The organism is Maribellus maritimus (genome assembly GCF_022267315.1).
Classification (GTDB): domain Bacteria; phylum Bacteroidota; class Bacteroidia; order Bacteroidales; family Prolixibacteraceae; genus Draconibacterium; species Draconibacterium maritimum.
The window spans coordinates 1-16968 of the sequence record NZ_JAIKLE010000029.1 but is presented as its reverse complement, the minus strand read 5'-3'; the positions used below and the strand labels follow the sequence as shown (position 1 = coordinate 16968).

The window sequence follows — 16968 nt, the reverse complement described above, 5'->3', positions numbered from 1 at the left end:
CGCCTATTATTTTGACAGTCGATGAACGGAGTTTTTTTTAGTGATGACTCCTTTTCCATAATGCTTTCCGTGTTCCAATATGACTAATAATCTGTGCTAAAACTGATTTCTTTCCATTCGTCCAATTCTTTAATCTGATGTTCTAATTCGGAATGGGTCAGCTGTATGGCATCTGTTCCTAACAATAAGCGGAATGGAGTAACTTCACTTTCTGCTATTTTGATAATGGCTTGCGCAGCTTTCTTCGGGTCACCCGGCTGAGTTCCGTGTGTGTGGTCGTTTTCTTTTCTACGCTTACCAGCGGTTTCTTTATAGTCTGAAATTTCTGCTGGAGTCCCCACAAGAGAACGACCAGCAAAATCGGTGCGGAAAGCACCCGGCTCGACCACGATTACCCGAATGCCTAATGGTGCAACTTCTTTACTAAGTGCATCAGACATGCCTTCCACCGCAAATTTAGTAGCCGAATAATAACCCGACCCTGGATTCGAATAACGTCCTGCGATAGAGGATACATTGAAAATAGTACCTGATTTTTGTTTACGCATTCTGGGCAACACCGCTTTTATCATATTTACAGTACCAAAAAAATTGGTATTGAATAGTTCGTTTACCCGGCTTTCATCACCTTCTTCAACCGCTGCGCGATATCCATGACCCGCATTATTCAACAATACATCGATGTACCCAAATTTTGCTTCCGCCTGTTCTATCACGGCCTTGATCTGTTCCTTATTGGTCACATCCAATGCTAATCCCAAAGCTGTTCCCGGATAATCTTCAACAATGTCCTGAATATCTTTAGGGTTGCGTGCAGTTACCACTGCATTGAATCCACTTTTTAATACTTCCTGCGCAAAAGCACGTCCAAGCCCGCTTGAGCACCCTGTAATTAACCATGTTTTATTTGATGTACTCATTTTTATTATATTTTTGATTATCATTGAAAATTCAATATTTTACAATTGAATTTTCAATAAAATGAAGGTTTAGCCCAATTGGTATTGGGCTCAGCAACCCCTAAGCTGGATTTTAAAAACTTACCCGATTTATCCTGCAAAATATCAACAATTAACTGTGACACGGCTTGCCGGGTTAACTGGGCTCCTTCAAAAGGTTCTCCTTTAAAAGTCAGATGATAGTTTCGGTTACCTTCCTGATTGTATAGCCAGGTAAGTCGTAAAATCGTGTAATCCATATCAGGATTTTCAAAGAGTGTCACGGTTTCTTTGTGACTTTGAATTCCTGCTTTACCCACCATTTTTTCGTTCCATTTTCCGAAAGCCCCCGGAACTTCGTCGTATATGCCCAGTATTGATGCTACTAGAATCCGTTTAAGCCCGGTAGTTTTCATTGCTTTAGCAATGGTTTGAACACCGTTTCTACTGTTCATGTCGTTTAAGTAAATGGCGTCAACACCACTCATGGCGGTAACAAGGGCATCATAGTTGGTAAAATCGCCGTTCACGACCGAAACTCGGTTGGACTTGGCATCTTTTAATCTTTTTGATGCATTACGGGCATAAAGCACCAGATCGTAATCGGTTTGTTCCAATAAATCTTTAGTGAGCAGACGGCCAATTTGACCTGCTGCTCCTAATATCAGTATTTTCATGTCCTGTGCTTTAGTAAAATTATCATCCACTAACGCTGTTGCTTTGTTGGCCGGAACACAATCTCATTCACATCAACATCTTCTGGCTGGCTCATGGCAAAAGCGACTGCTCTGGCAAAAGAGTCTGCAGGAATCGCATATTCGGCATAGAATTGTTTGATGCCCTCAGCCACATCTCCGGCAGTTACACTTTCTGGCAGGCCTGTATCAACAGCTCCGGGGGAAATTACCGCTGTCCGGATATTATATGGTTTTACCTCTTGCCGCAATGCTTCTGAAATTACTCGCACCGAAAATTTCGTTGCAGAATAAATTGCACCTCCGGGATTTATGGTGTGACCTGCTACCGACGAAACACTGATAATTTGTCCGGACTTTTGCTCTTTCATATAGGGCAAAGCGGCAGCAATACCATAGAGTACTCCCTTTATGTTGATGTCGATACACTGATCCCAATCTTCGATCTTTAGATATTCTAAAGGCGATAACGGCATAATTCCCGCATTATTAAGCAATACATCTATTTTTCCAAATTCTGTTACAGCGGTATCCACCAGTTTTTTCACCTGATTCTTATCTGTTACGTCAGTGGTTATAGCAACAGCTTTACCACCCTTACTTATAATCTCATTAGCGATTGCTTCTATTTTTTTTGTACTTCGTGCACCAAGAACTACGAGGGCTCCACGTTCTGAAAGATACTCGGCCGTGATTTTTCCAAATCCGCTACTTGCCCCTGTTATTACGACTACTTTTCCTTCTATATTTTCCATTTTATATTAATTTTAAATTAAAACCGACTGATTGATTAACGATTAACCATTTTCTGAGAAGTAACAGAATAACGGTCACCCTGAACTTTTATCTTCAACGCAGCTATTTCAATAGCCTCCATATCATTAGCTGTAAGTTCAATTGATGCAGCTCCGATATTTTCCTGTAAACGATGTTGTTTTGTTGTTCCGGGAATTGGGACAATCCATGGCTTCTGAGCCAGCAACCAGGCTAATGCAATTTGCGCAGGCGTGGCCTCTTTCTCTGTGGCAATCGATTTCAACAAATCAACCAAAACCTGATTTGCCTTTCTGTTTTCCTCAGAGAACCGAGGAACAGAATTCCGGAAGTCAGTGCTGTCAAACTGCGTATTTTCGTTGATTGCCCCGGTTAAAAATCCTTTACCAAGCGGGCTAAAAGGCACAAAACCGATTCCAAGCTCTTCAAGTGTGGGTAAAATCTCAGTTTCCGTCTCGCGCCACCACAACGAATACTCACTCTGCAGAGCAGTTACCGGATGAACGGCATGTGCTTTTCGAATAACTTTAGCTCCGGCTTCCGACATACCGAAATGTTTTACCTTTCCTTCCTGAATCAAGTCTTTTACCGTTCCTGCAACATCTTCTATCGGTACGTTCGGATCGACCCGATGTTGGTAGAACAAATCAATGCAATCAGTCTTCAGTCTTTTCAATGATGCCTCAGCTACTGCGCGAATATTTTCAGGACGACTATCCATCCCTTTACTTGTCGTTCCTTCTTTAAAACCAAATTTAGTTGCAACAACCACTTGATTTCGGAAAGGTTCCACCGCTTCGCCCAATAATTCCTCATTAGTAAAAGGCCCGTAAACTTCAGCGGTATCAAAAAAAGTTACACCTAATTCATACGCTTTTTGAATTAGTTTAATTGCATCTTGCTTATTGGTTGCCGGTCCATAGCCGAAACTTAACCCCATGCAACCTAATCCTAGTGCAGATACTTCCAGTCCGCTTTTTCCTAATGTTCTTGTTTTCATAATTAATCATCCATTAAAATCATTTTATACGATTGATTTCCTAAACCGATGCTTTCGGCGTAATCAAGCAAATAGTGCCCGTTTTTTTCTTCGAAGCGCTGACGCAGGCCGGCGCTTTTCTCCTTATCGGCTGCAAGAATCAAATCAACGCAGGCTTTATCCAAAGCAACCGGGTCGAGAGACGCTAGTATGCCAATATCACTCAGTTCGGGTGGTGCCGGATTACTATCACAATCGCAATCGATAGAAAGATTATTCATCAGATTAATATATATGAGCCTGCCTGATAAAGCGGCATCAACTGACAAAGCAGCTTCTGCCATAGACTCCAAAAAGCGATCCTGTTCTGTTTTAAAACATTGTTCGAAATCATCAGTGCTTTTGCTTAATCCGGCTGTATGTATCCACATCTTGCCCTTAGAGGAAGCGATTCCAATGGCCATATTTTTTATAGCACCGCCAAAACCGGCCATAGCATGTCCTTTGAAGTGTGAAAGAATAAGGAAAGAATCATAGTGTGCGAAACCGGCCCCGACATAATTATCTTTAATATTCTTCCCTTTGGGGACTTCAAGAGTAATCGAACCGTTTTCATCTAAAATTTCGAAAGGAGCAATTGAAGCAAAGCCATGATCTTTAATAACCTGTTTATGGTTCTTTGTTTCAAACCTTTTCCCTTGATATGCCGTGTTGCATTCCACGATAGTCCCGTTTACCGACTGCACCAGATTTTTTATTAATGACGGAGATGCAAAATGGTGACCTCCAGGTTCGCCCGAATGGAGTTTAACAGCTATTTTCCCAGATAAACTGTGTGCTTCTGAAACTTTGGAATAGATGTTCAGCAAACTTTCATTGCTAATTTCAGTTGTAAAAAAGACCGGTGATTTATCGTGATAGAAGTTTAAGTCATTTGCCAGACTTGAATACTTCGCTAGGGTAATTGCGCCACCGGACAATGCGAGTTTCTTCAAAAACATGCGACGTGATGATACATTCTTGTCCATAATTTATCTCTTTTAAAAATGAATGTTTCCGGTTCTGTAAACTGGTTAATTTTGAATCTAATTTTCTATTCTTGCCTTGAATACCCAATAAGTACCAAAATTTAAGAGGGGTATTCTAATATCGGAATTAATTATCGAGACTAAGAATTAATTTTATTTACGCTACAAAGTTCAGTAAAAGGAATAGTCTCTTTATTATACAAATTACAGGTATTCATACCATTTTTACTGATTGAATACTAATGAATAAAATATTCGAAATGAGCATGATATATTTGCTTAATTTTTTCAAACAGAAAGATTTATATGAACGATATTATAAAACTGGATAATGTTTCTCATTATAATGTGCTACACGGAATGGAAACTTTACATCCATAGATAAGTATTATTGAGTTTTCAAAATCAAAACCAATACAGCATATCTATATGAATTTAGGATTATACTGTATATTTTTGAAAGAAATAAAGTGTAGTAATTTGACCTATAGATGCAGCAAATATAGTTATGGAGAGGATACTTTGGTATTTATCGGGCCTAGGCAAATTTCAGGTGTTTATCGCAAAGACGAATATTTTCAACCAAAAGGCTATGTCCTGATATTCCATCCTAACTTGATTTACGGGATTTCACTGAATCAGCACCTGAAAGATTACACTTTTTTCTCCTATGAAGCGAACTTTCTGAACAATTAAACCTATCTTCTAATTATTTCGGTGATTTGGTAAAAAAAGAAACAGGGAAGTCGGCGTTGAAACATGTTCATCGCAAAAAGAGTGATTTGGCTAAAGATAAAATATTTGATCCGAGTAAAACGTAAGTGAAATTACTTATGAATTAGGATTCCCCAACTGATTTTATAAAACCGAAAGATCTCCTAATTGCTTTAGTTCTGCCATTAAATGGTTCGAATTTTATACTGTAGGGTTCACCAAAAATTCACAAAAGCCCCGTAATAGTTATAATTACAGGGCTTTTCTGTGTTCGAACTAAAAATAAAAACATTTCAAAAAAAATGTAATTACCTTAAATGCAACCACTTACCCATTCGGGTCTCTTAGGGTTTTTAACTAATTTCATATTTGCTCATCAATTTCTTCCCCAATGTTTTCAAGATATGCATTTAAGTTGATTGCCGGTATTGTACCTATTGCTTGTTGCAAGTATCTTGTCAGTTGCATAAAGAAAGTTACAAAGGAATGATTCGCATCACTGAACTTAATCTTGTTGAACTTTCGTTTTGCGTAGAATTCCAGGTAAGCATCCTGACCAACAGTCATAATTTCTTCATTCGGATTGTAATCGACATAGAAACTCCCATAATCTGCAACGCAGCCTAAGTCAATACTTTTTAAATTATGTAATGCTTTTAGGTGTCCTGTTATGGTATCGTTGTTTTTGTGCGTAAAAGAATTGGTGCTGCATAAAATTCCCCCGACAATTTTTGTCAAAGGCCTTGGTGTGTATTTGATGCCACCATTAATAAAGCTTGCCGCTTCTCGTTTTAGTATCCTTACGCTCTCTATCTTTTCTCCTGCATATTCAATATAGGTTTTATCTCCAACATTACCCTGTATATCCGGTTTTACTTCGAAAACGGCATAAACACCTTCTGCCGGGATATAGTAAAAGCCATTTTGATTGAAAATAAATGGTGTATACCAATTATCGTAAATGACTATATCCATTTGCTGGCTTGTGTTTCCCTTATGGTCTATTACAATCGCTTTATCAATAGAATATCTGTTAGGGAGATATTTTCTTAACCACTCAATCCAAGCATTTTCCAAAGCATCACCCTTTGAACCTGGATGTTCAATAAATTCCCTGTTTGTATTAAGCAAAGCAGACATTTGTTTCTGCAGGCCGTTAAATAATTGCTTTAAGTCAATGCTATTCATATCTGTATAACTTATTATTAAAATATACATAGAAGCCGAAATCGACTTGGCTTTTGGTATATCCAATTATTAGTAAAATTGGATTTTTTATACACGAATCCCGCATATTTACGATTGTGTAAATCGCCGAGATATCGGTTGAGCTCGGAATAGTACTATTGTTGGGATGGGTATGCCATTCCCCGACATAAAACTTCGATGGTTTCTCATAATACATTTTTTTCAACTGTTCTTCAATTCCTTCTGTGGTTCTTTCGAAATTACGTCTGGAGGATTTGTATTTAGTAGGCAGGATTGAATCTGTTAATTTCAAATGTTTATTGTTATTAGAATAATTCCCAATAAGGAATCCTCCAAACTCATTCGGATAATGCTTTTTCCCTTCTACCAGCAAACTATTGAGAAGCATATCTTCAATTTCCAGACTTAAACCTATTTCCTCTACCTTCAGCATCAAAATTCTTTTAGTTTAATATTAAATCCATTTTGATCTTCTGTTTCGATTACAAAATTTCTTAATTGTTTTTTTTCCCCCATCTTTAAATTAATGTGCTTTATTGAAAATTGGACAAGCGTATTAATATCATTATATGATGCTTTAAATGTTGGGCTCCAACATCCGGTTGGGTTGTGTAAATCTTCGGTATCGAATTCTAAAACGCTTCCATTAAATTGAGTAGTGATAAACTCGTATCTATTTTGCTCCGTAGCACAAATCAAATGTTTAGCATGATTAGAAATTGATAAATTTATTAGCGAAGACGTTATGTTGAGTCGACTTAATATATAAAGCAAATCATTATCTGCGGTGCAATCGATAATGATGTCGTAACTATTTAAATATTTTTCTATTTCAGATTTTAGTTGGTTGTCGGATAAATTAGACTTGATGAAATAATTAAACGTTTCAGAAAATTCATATCCTCCTTTTATTGGTTCGAAAAAAGGAGATATCCGGAACAGCTCAAAAATAAGATCATCCGTTTTGTTATTCAATCCTGTTGTGAAAGAGTATTCAGATCTGCATATATTTTCAGGTTCTTTTACATCAAAATCTATAAAATCAAGTTTTGTGCAACCTGTACGAACAAATGTTTTCGCAACAATACTTCCTATCGCACCAACACCTATCATAAGTATCTTGCTTTCAGTAATTCTATCACATAACTTTCCTCTTCCAAAGAAGTACTTATAAGAACAATCTCTGGTCATCGCCCAATCAATTATACGCTCTTTGTCTAGTTGAGAAACCCATTGTTGGTTTACCTTCTCTCCGTAAATTGGGAAATTCCCTATTTCCAACATAACGGCCTGCCAATGTATTTCGCTTTCGGTGATCTTATAGCCAATCATTAATGGCAAATGAGCCCCTTCGTTTTTTCTAAACTGTCCTTCAACAAAATGAAGAAACTTCAAAAAGTCAGGTGGTAAAATGTCTGCAAAATCTCCCCATTTTTCGAAAATCCAGCGGTTATTTTTTGACGGAGTATTTTCTATGAATATGTATACTCCAATGTGCTTTTCCAGAGACTTTATTTGAAAATTCCATTTTGCCTCGACAAGCTCTTTATTGTCTTTATTCCTAAAGGATTGGATTATAGAACTTGTACATCTATCCTTATGAAAATGCCCCATATTTATAGTGGAATAGTCCAAATAGCCATATTGATTTTTAGAAAATTGATAATCAACCTCGTTAAAGAAATATGCAAAACAAGCATCCTTAAATTTTCGTCTCGGTACTATTAAATGCTCATAGTGGGTGTCTAACTCTCTGTTTATGTAGTATTTCTTAATCCATGCCTTAACAGACTCTATGTCGTAATTTAGTTTTTTCGACAAAACAGGACTATGCGCAGTGTGTATACAGGCTGAACCGTCTTCCATAATGTGCTTATAATCCAGCAATTCACTATTAAAGAATTTTATGGTTTCGGAATCGTGCCATTTGAAAGGGTATTGTTCAGAAATCTCTACAAAGAATTGAATAGCTTCTGTTAAACCTTCAACAAATACGGAAATACATCCCTTGGTTAGTCCATCTTTCAATTCAAAAGGTTCGATAATTGTTACATCTGGAATGTTTCCAATTATTGTATTGATTTCAGTGGTCCTGCCTTTCATTACTATTACCCAAAATTTAGTTTTGGAGGAGGAATCGGGATTCCTGAATTTGTTCCATATTCATTTTTATTTGAAACCTCTTCTTTAAACTTTTGGTTCTCCGGAAAATATGTTTTCAGATTCTCATCATTTTCTCCTATCCGGTTCAGCATATTCTCCATGTCGGATGACAGTTGCTGTTTCTCATAAGTTGTCAAAGTATCAGCTAAGTCATTAGAGCTATTTCCTGGATCCTTAAGTGTAAAGTTTTCCTTGGTGACATTGTCTCTAATAAATTCTAACACAACTTTCAGCTTTTCCCAAAGATTTCCTGTAATCTCGTTGTTGTCAAATGCTTTGATTGTTATTAATTCTAAAAAAAATGACTTAGTAGGGTAATTACCTTTATTGTTTTTCCAGACTTTCAGTAGACGGATAATTTTTCTAATGGAATCTTTCTCATTAGTAGCTCTGTCTTTGATGTTATTGATTTGAGTTTTCACATTTGTTTTAATTCTTTCACTTCCTGCGTCAAAGTTACCGTACTTATAATATACATATAAGTTGAGATTCTCGTCATCACTGTACTGATCTTGGTTGAGTTCTCTTCCGGGAACTACATCAATTTTGATAACATCTCCGTCACTGTCAGCGTAAAATTCCATACCAATGGAAACTTTCTGCTTTTTCACCTCTGCTTCATTCTTATACTTATCGTAAAGAAAATCATAGACGTCATTATACATTTGTTCTAATGTCCCGCTAGAACTAAAAGCATTGCGTTTAAAAGGAGAAACTAAATCAAAATCGAATTTAGTGTTAATCGCAGTGTTCTTTGCGTAAGAACCTGAATTAAACGGAGGGTAAATGTCTGTTCCGTACTTTTCTTCTAAAGCATCTTTGACTTCATTTTTCTTTTGGATGTGCTTGTCTAAAAGAGCCTTTTCCTTGGTAATCTGATGAGTTTTAATTACCTCTTCTAAATGTTTACTTTTATTCATTTGAAAATATTTAAATTAAACATGCTCTTGCTACATTTGTAATAGTTACAAAATATATGCCATTAACAAAATCTGTCAACCAAGTTATGTCAATTACAGTGTCCAACGCAAAAAACATGACAAATTAACTTATTTATTGACGTTTATGGCAAGTGAAATTTTGTCATAGTTACAAAATTGGACTATGGATTCACAGCTTTATCTTTGTTGTTGTCAACCATTATTTGTATCTTTGCATAACAAAAACAAATTTACAATGGAAACAAAAGCGATATTTGCGGAACGATTTAAGTCAGCCCGTTTGATGAATGGTTTTTCATTGCAAGATTTGGCTGACGAATTAGGCGGAAACTTGTCGCGTCAGGCCTTACACCGCTATGAAAAAGGAGAGGTTATTCCTGATGCAGAGAAAATTCAGATGCTTAGCAAAGCCTTAAAAGTTAGCCCTGATTATTTTTTCAGGACAACTAAAATTGAGCTGAGTGAAATTGAATATAGGAAATTGAGTAAAATGCCTCAAAAGGAAGTCTCTATCATTAATGAGACCACTAAAGAATATCTCTCCCGTTATTTAGAATTAGAAGAAATTTTAGGTCTATCCAATGAATTTGAGAATCCATTGAAAGATTTTCCGGTGGTTAAAGATAGCATGCAAGTAAGTAAAGCTGCCGAACGAATAAGAAGTGAATGGGATTTGGGAACTGGTCCAATCTTCAATGTGGTAGAATTATTGGAAGACCATAAAATCAAAGTAGTTAAATTGAATGTTGCAGAAGATTTTGATGGATTGCAAACATTTGTGAAGTATAATAATGATATTGAACTTCCTGTAGTAGCTTATAATGAAAGAAAAGCTAATAAGCCAGACAGAATACGGTTTACTTTGCTTCACGAATTAGCACATCTACTTTTAAAGTTTGAAGACATTACGGCGCGACAAAGAGAAATACTGTGCCACCAATTTGCCGGAGCAATGTTATTACCTGAAAAAACTTTAAAAGCAGAATTAGGCAATCATAGAAGTAAATTATCTATAAATGAATTAGGCAACATAAAAAAACAATATGGTATTTCCATGCAGGCAATAGCAATGCGAGCTAAAGATTGTCGTATTACAAATGAACACTATACAAAACAATTCTTTTTCTTATTCAGACAAATGAATTGGAGAGTAGATGAACCTTTTGAATATGAGGGAGTTGAAAAAAGCAACCGTTTTGAACAGCTTTTATTCCGCGCGCTAATAGAAGAGCAGGTATCTATTTCTAAGGCAGCCTCCTTAACCAATAAATCTGTTGCTGAGTTTAAAAAAGAGCATCAGCCAATGTTTTGATCGCGCCAAATGTTAGCCTGAAAGATGAAAATAAAGATAGCTGTCACAGATGCGTGTATATTTATAGACCTATGTGATTTAGATCTTGTTGCTCTATTCTTCAAACTCGAAATAGAAATACATACAACATCTGCAGTTTATTTTGAACTGTTTGAGAAGCAACAGCAAGTTTTAAATGCCTATCAATCGGTAGAAAAGCTTATTATTCACAATCTCAAGGAACAGGACTTTATTGAAATCCATTCTGAAAATTATCCAAAATCATTATCAGAAACTGATAAATCCGTCTTGCATATTGCGAATAAACTGAACGCCTGCGTATTAAGTAGTGATAAAACAGTACGTAATTGTGCAAAAAATAAAGACATTGAATATCATGGAATGATTTGGATCTTTGATAAACTTGTGGAAGCAAATATTCTAACAAAAAGAGATGCTGCAAACAAATTGAAGCAACTTGTCGCTTCAAACTTCATTTTTCAAAACAACAAGCCTTTAGTGGATGAAATACGTAAAAGACTAAAGGCATGGAGTTCAAATTGATTAAGATACTCTTCTCCAATCTTTTCGGGGTTAGCTCCCCTCACTTGCTACGAGTTAAAAACTAATTCCTTAAAGATACCCCGATCACTTGCAGCGGGATTGTTTATTTTTATGATCTTGTTACAATATATTATTGCAGTTAGAAATTTACTTATAGCACAGAAGAGAAAGAAATACTGTAATCCAGCCAATAACCCCTTTTTTATTTCCTCTTAATTCATCGTCCATCAAACGAACACAGTCTAAGGCTTCATTTACTCTATCAGTTCGAAATTGAAATCCGTCCAAATGTTAATTTTAAGGGGAAGACAGAACTAACGATTTTTCCTTTCTGGGTAATGTTGCCATTCTCGTATAGGGTGCATTAAATTTCGTCTATGTAAGATATTTCTTTTGAAAGATTTTAGTTCGTCAGGGCTTTTTAACGGTAAGGCCATGTTCTTCGACACAAAATAGTTTACATATTAATAACGACAACACCTTTGCCGACTCCACAGATTCAATAGAGATTGATAGGCTTGAACTGCTGTCTCTTGTTATGATTATAAATTTATTAAATCAATCGAACAAATTGGAAAATCTCGTATCTTTATAAGCAAAAGTCGCTCTTTGTTATATTGAGCAAAAAGAAGAAACAAACAGAAGTTCGCTCGTTTCTAAATCGTTACCTGTCTGCAAAATTATTTCTGCAACTTGCTCTTTTTCAAACACATAAATAGAATCATATGTCTTGGTTGGTGGTACGTCGTTCGCTGGATTCTCGCAACATCGTTCCGTCCTGCCGGACAGGAACGAGCTCCGAAATCCGCAACGACAACTTACAAGTGACCGTTACCTGCAAGGTTGAAAAAAAGCAAACAAACTGATTTTAAATGAAATAACTAAACCAAAATTAAAATGATTACTCCGAAGAGATTTTGTTTTGCCCTCCCGCTTCTGCCCTTCGGGACAGTTAGGAAAGCCCACGCACATTGCACACATTTGCAAATCGCACAAGCCGGCACACAAACCAAAATTTGCAAAAGAGTGCCCCAGTCCCAAATTCTAAACAAACTTTAAACTGATATATTATGGGTGAATTTTCAAAACGAATAGGTGAAATTGGCGAAGAAATAGTTGCAGAATTTCTCGCTTTGATAGGTTGGCATCAACTAGTCAGAAACTTTGATATCCCAAGCATTGACCCCGAAAAACATGAGAAAAAATCTCATGGGATTGATGCTTATTTTCATTACAAAAGTCCTTTGATTTCAAAGACCTTAGAAAATGTCTTAATATCAGTAAAATATAGTAAGGACAAGTATCCTAATTCTCCTGTAGCCAAATTTAAAAGTCATTATACTGATTTAGGGAAAGCTATTGAATCATTTAAGAAATCAGAAATTAGGGCAAAAAACAATAATAGTTATTCCGACTTGGAAGCAATCTTTGACAGAGGAATTCTTTTCTGGCTTAATAATGTTGATAATGATTCAAATGACCTATTATTCAAGCTATCAAAACTTGAAGCTCCTAAAGATTTTTATCATGATGGAATATTCCTCGTTGATAACGACAAGATTGAATTCTTCTTTAATGCAATTGAGTTCTCGAAAAGAAAATACCCAACAAAAATCATTGAGTTCACATATTTCAATACTGGATTAAATAGTGATAACGACACCCCCAAAAACGGCAGAATTATGCCTGTTCAATATTTAGCATCGAATATTCTACCAATGAGAGTACAATTGGAGGATGATAAAAATACTCTGATACTCTGTTCTAAAGAAAAATTTGAAGAAGAGGAACTTGTAAAACTGTTAGGCTTAGCAAAAAACATTACTGCTAATTATCAATCAAAAACTATTATTGCCTTTCCTGATTTCAACAAATTATTACATGAGCATATTGTGAGTAATGCCATTCAGATGTTTGAGGAATTTTCCTTTACAAATACAATTTCAGTTGAGAATTATAACCAAAACTATCGGAACTAATGGAAAAAATAAACGATAATATTGATAGATTTCTACCTTTTGGTGAATCCCTGCGAGCAGTTTTGCAACATGAATCTATTAAAGACAGAGAACGTCGACTTCTGCTAAGAATGAAAGGTGTTTTTGTTAATAATACTGATGAAGATAGTACATTCCCTATTCTTACAACTTCCTTACTTAGTCCAAATGAGTTTGAATTTTTGAAAGAAAGTCTCCAAGTAAAAGAAGATAGAGAAAAAACGATTAATCGGACTCTTGAATGGGAATCAACAAAAACCTTGATTTCAGCAATTCCTGACAATTTCAATATACAAGAAGTTATTAAAACAACTTTCCCGAGATATAAAGTGGTTGGAAATCCAAACTTTAAAATGGTTGGGAATAATCCAGATAAAATAATACTGGACTTCAAATGCGAAACGACGAATTATAGTAAAGCTTGGTTTAGAGGGAAAAATGAATTCAAGGGACAAGTTGCATTTGAAAAGGTAAAAACAAAAGACAACAAGGTTCAGCTTCAAATAGTGCATACTTCACCAGAAACTACTGAAATAGCAGAAAAAGTATCAAGAGCCTTAGAGAGACATTTCAAAGAGAAAAATTATATGAATCCCAAAAAAGATATTCAGAGAATTCTTTTTAAGGACTTTACAAATGAGGAAAGAATAAACTTCTTCTTAAATATGACAGAAGGTGATGATGTTTTTGATTTCTCAAAAGCAACTTTTTTAGATATCGGACCTGACCCTAATGAAAATTTACCGAATGATATTAATTGGCTGGAATTGGCAAAAGTACGAGAGTTAAATATCAACGGTGAAGTCTTACACAATATTCCGTTTTTAAAAGACAAATCACTCCATAAGTTTATGGTGCTTTCTGAAATGGAAATTATCTACGATTTTTCCCTTCCTTCAGTTGAAGGAAATTGTAAAATAAGATTTGGATTTCCAAATTATTTTAAAAAACGAATTGGAAATATTGAATTAGTAGTAGATATTGTGAAAATTAATCCCAAAGACGAATACTTCAATGTCCCACTTTCTTCGATAAAGCGGCAATTATTTAAAGAATTCGAGAAAATGAAAACAGAAAAGTATGAATGGAGTAAAATGCAAAACCTACATAAACAATACACACCAAAGTCATGACGAATATAGATTTCACTGAGATAGAAATAGATAACTTAATAACACATTCTGTTGGAAATAAATTACGAGATGAGAAAATTGTTTTATCAGTAGAAGAAACAACGATTGACGAAGAAACAAAAAATTTACTGTTAAAATATTTCTTATTGCCGATTAAAACAGAAGAGTTTTATTCATTCTCTCACTCCATTGAACTTGAAATGAATGAAATTTATACAGTTGTTAGAAAGTTATTTTCAGACAATAGCCTTTTCATAAACTCATCTCAAGATATTGCCAAGCTACTTTATGAACAATCAATGCATCCGAAAATAAAAGAGGGCAAATTAAATGTTTCATATTTTTCCAAGGTTATTATTGACGATGAGATAGTTGATGCAATTGGAATTTTTAAATCTGAAAAAGATGTCCCTTTTTTAAAAATGAATCCTGGTCAAACAAATTTTGACATACAACATGAATATGGATTTGAACTAAAAGGTATCGACAAAGGCTGTCTAATTCTTAATACAAATGCCGATGACGGATATAAACTGTTCATAATTGACAATGCAAATAAGTCTGTAGAAGCCCAATACTGGAAAGATGATTTTTTGAAAGTTAAACCTCTGAGTAATGAGTTTTTTCAAACGAATCAGTTCCTAAGCATTACTAAAAACTACATAACCAAAGAGTTGACAAAGGAATTTGATATTACACGGACTGACCAAATTGACCTACTAAATCGCTCTGTTGAATTTTTTAAGTCAAAGGACAATTTTAACAAACAAACATTTGAAAGTGAGGTATTGCAGGATAATAACATAATTGAGTCATTTAAAAATTTCAATGAATTGTATCAACAAGAAAATGACATTAAAGTAGATGACAGCTTTGAAATTTCAGCGAACGCAGTAAAAAAACAGGCACGAGTCTTTAAGAGTGTAATCAAACTGGACAAAAATTTTCACATTTACATTCATGGTAATAAAGAACTTATAGAACAGGGAATCGATAATGACGGCAGGAAATATTACAAAATATATTATAACGAGGAAAAATAATCAATACAATCCTAACTGTAATTTACCTTACAAACAAACTTAGGATAGTATTATATTTGAATCATGAATATCAAACCACATAATAACAACCTGTTTTCAGAAATCAAACAACTGATTGAAGAAGCAAGGCAAACTGTTGCGGTTGCTGTTAATGCTGCTACAACTATTTTGTACTGGAATATAGGACATCGAGTTAATAATGAAATTCTTGAAAACAAACGGGCAGAATATGGGAAAGAAGTTGTAAAAACGCTTTCGAAGGAATTGACTCAAGAATTCGGAAAAGGTTGGAGTGAACAACATCTTCGACATTGTCTACGCTTTGCGGAGACTTTTCCCGATAAAGAAATTCTCTACGCATTGAGTAGACAATTAAGTTGGACTCATTTTCGAACTGTAATCTATTTAGACGATGAACTTAAGCGGGAGTTTTACATTCAAATGACCAGAATTGAGAACTGGAATACTCGCACATTGAATGAAAAGATTGATTCGATGTTATTTGAAAGAACAGCAATCTCGAAAAAGCCTGAAGAACTAATAAAAAAGGAACTCAAAGAATTGCGGGACGAAAACAAACTAAGTCCAGACCTCGTTTTTCGTGACCCGTATTTTCTAAACTTTCTGGGATTAGAAGATAACTACAGCGAAAAATCATTAGAAGATGCGATATTACGAGAGCTTGAAAAATTCATCCTTGAATTAGGACAAGGTTTTACATTCGTTGAGCGTCAGAAAAGAATGTTAATTGATGGCGACAGTTTTAAGCTTGATTTGTTGTTTTATCATCGGAAACTAAAACGTCTTGTTGCAATTGACCTGAAACTTGACAGGTTTAAAGCACAATACAAGGGGCAAATGGAATTATACCTTCGCTACCTGGAGAAATTTGAGACAGAAAAAGGAGAAGATTCTCCGATTGGGTTAATACTTTGTGCTGAAGGTTCAAAAGAACAAATTGAATTATTACAACTTGAAGAATCTGGAATAAGAGTAGCAGAATATTTGGTTGAATTGCCACCAAAAGAATTATTGCAAAAGAAATTACATAAGGTAATAGAACTGGAAAGAAAAAGATTACAAATGAAAAAGATGAAATAGCCAGCACACACAGCCAAGCACATTTGCAATTCGCACAAGCCTATCCTAAGACCAAAAATTGCAAAAGAGCTTGTCTGTCTTCCAACGCTTTTTTGCCAACCCGAAAACAAAATCGGGACAGTGCTAAAATTGAAAATGAAGTAGTTCTATGAAAGATAATAAAACCCAGCAGGTAACAATCTGTATATGTCATAGCCGGTTTTGTGGGTAATTGTAGGTTCATCTCCCGCATCAACTACATCTCGGTTTGACAGGGAAGTAGCCCGCAGTCGGCTACGCCACATACAGGTAACCGTTAGCGTTCATTCCCCACATAAGCACATCCAGAATAGAGTTCAAATAAATTACTCTATTCTTTCCGAGCCAATTAACTACTGTTGCTAACGCGTATTTCTCTC

Annotated in this window: 15 protein-coding genes; 6 read left to right on the top strand and 9 right to left on the bottom strand. The window is 35.4% G+C overall.

The features are described from left to right. Positions 1 to 83 precede the first annotated feature (83 nt). The 9 genes from K5G00_RS21215 to K5G00_RS21175 all read right to left on the bottom strand — a co-directional run bounded on the left by K5G00_RS21215 (position 84) and on the right by K5G00_RS21175 (position 9420). Positions 84 to 920 carry an oxidoreductase gene (locus tag K5G00_RS21215; RefSeq protein ID WP_238768268.1) on the bottom strand — a complete coding sequence of 279 codons (837 nt, stop codon included), beginning with the start codon at positions 918 to 920 and terminating at the stop codon, positions 84 to 86. A 53-nt stretch (positions 921 to 973) separates the two neighbouring features. Continuing rightward, positions 974 to 1615 (bottom strand): NAD(P)H-binding protein, encoded by a 642-nt coding sequence (locus tag K5G00_RS21210; protein WP_238768266.1) that lies wholly within the window; start codon positions 1613 to 1615, stop codon positions 974 to 976. Positions 1616 to 1644: 29 nt separating this feature from the next. Then, positions 1645 to 2388 carry an SDR family oxidoreductase gene (locus K5G00_RS21205; protein ID WP_238768264.1) on the bottom strand — a complete coding sequence of 248 codons (744 nt, stop codon included), beginning with the start codon at positions 2386 to 2388 and terminating at the stop codon, positions 1645 to 1647. A 35-nt stretch (positions 2389 to 2423) separates the two neighbouring features. Then, positions 2424 to 3407: an aldo/keto reductase gene (locus K5G00_RS21200; protein ID WP_238768262.1), complete on the bottom strand. Its 984-nt coding sequence runs from the start codon at positions 3405 to 3407 to the stop codon at positions 2424 to 2426. Between the two features lie 2 nt (positions 3408 to 3409). Beyond that, positions 3410 to 4414 (bottom strand): DUF362 domain-containing protein, encoded by a 1005-nt coding sequence (locus K5G00_RS21195; protein WP_238768261.1) that lies wholly within the window; start codon positions 4412 to 4414, stop codon positions 3410 to 3412. Positions 4415 to 5491: 1077 nt separating this feature from the next. Further along, positions 5492 to 6316 carry a DUF6602 domain-containing protein gene (locus tag K5G00_RS21190; RefSeq protein ID WP_238768259.1) on the bottom strand — a complete coding sequence of 275 codons (825 nt, stop codon included), beginning with the start codon at positions 6314 to 6316 and terminating at the stop codon, positions 5492 to 5494. After that, complete coding sequence (locus K5G00_RS21185) at positions 6309 to 6770, bottom strand: Mov34/MPN/PAD-1 family protein (RefSeq protein ID WP_238768257.1); 462 nt, start codon at positions 6768 to 6770, stop codon at positions 6309 to 6311. Before K5G00_RS21185 ends, K5G00_RS21190 begins: the two co-directional genes overlap by 8 nt. After that, a complete protein-coding gene (locus K5G00_RS21180; protein WP_238768255.1) occupies positions 6770 to 8440 on the bottom strand; it encodes a ThiF family adenylyltransferase in 1671 nt (556 codons plus the stop codon). Before K5G00_RS21180 ends, K5G00_RS21185 begins: the two co-directional genes overlap by 1 nt. Before the next feature lie 5 nt (positions 8441 to 8445). Further along, positions 8446 to 9420, bottom strand: coding sequence for a hypothetical protein (locus K5G00_RS21175; RefSeq protein ID WP_238768253.1), 975 nt, complete (start codon positions 9418 to 9420; stop codon positions 8446 to 8448). A gap of 256 nt (positions 9421 to 9676) precedes the next feature. Between K5G00_RS21175 and K5G00_RS21170 the strand changes: the two genes are divergently transcribed. From K5G00_RS21170 to K5G00_RS21145, 6 genes are all read left to right on the top strand, one after another. Then, complete coding sequence (locus K5G00_RS21170) at positions 9677 to 10753, top strand: helix-turn-helix domain-containing protein (protein WP_238768252.1); 1077 nt, start codon at positions 9677 to 9679, stop codon at positions 10751 to 10753. A gap of 24 nt (positions 10754 to 10777) precedes the next feature. After that, positions 10778 to 11296 (top strand): PIN domain-containing protein, encoded by a 519-nt coding sequence (locus K5G00_RS21165; protein WP_238768249.1) that lies wholly within the window; start codon positions 10778 to 10780, stop codon positions 11294 to 11296. Positions 11297 to 12366: 1070 nt separating this feature from the next. Further along, positions 12367 to 13275: a GapS4a family protein gene (gene gapS4a, locus K5G00_RS21160; RefSeq protein WP_238768248.1), complete on the top strand. Its 909-nt coding sequence runs from the start codon at positions 12367 to 12369 to the stop codon at positions 13273 to 13275. Further along, a complete protein-coding gene (gene gapS4b, locus K5G00_RS21155) occupies positions 13275 to 14426 on the top strand; it encodes a GapS4b family protein (RefSeq protein WP_238768247.1) in 1152 nt (383 codons plus the stop codon). Before gapS4a ends, gapS4b begins: the two co-directional genes overlap by 1 nt. Next, complete coding sequence (locus K5G00_RS21150; protein WP_238768245.1) at positions 14423 to 15469, top strand: nucleoid-associated protein; 1047 nt, start codon at positions 14423 to 14425, stop codon at positions 15467 to 15469. Before gapS4b ends, K5G00_RS21150 begins: the two co-directional genes overlap by 4 nt. Positions 15470 to 15532: 63 nt before the next feature. Continuing rightward, positions 15533 to 16570 carry a PDDEXK nuclease domain-containing protein gene (locus K5G00_RS21145; protein WP_238768243.1) on the top strand — a complete coding sequence of 346 codons (1038 nt, stop codon included), beginning with the start codon at positions 15533 to 15535 and terminating at the stop codon, positions 16568 to 16570. The last annotated feature ends 398 nt before the right edge of the window (positions 16571 to 16968 follow it).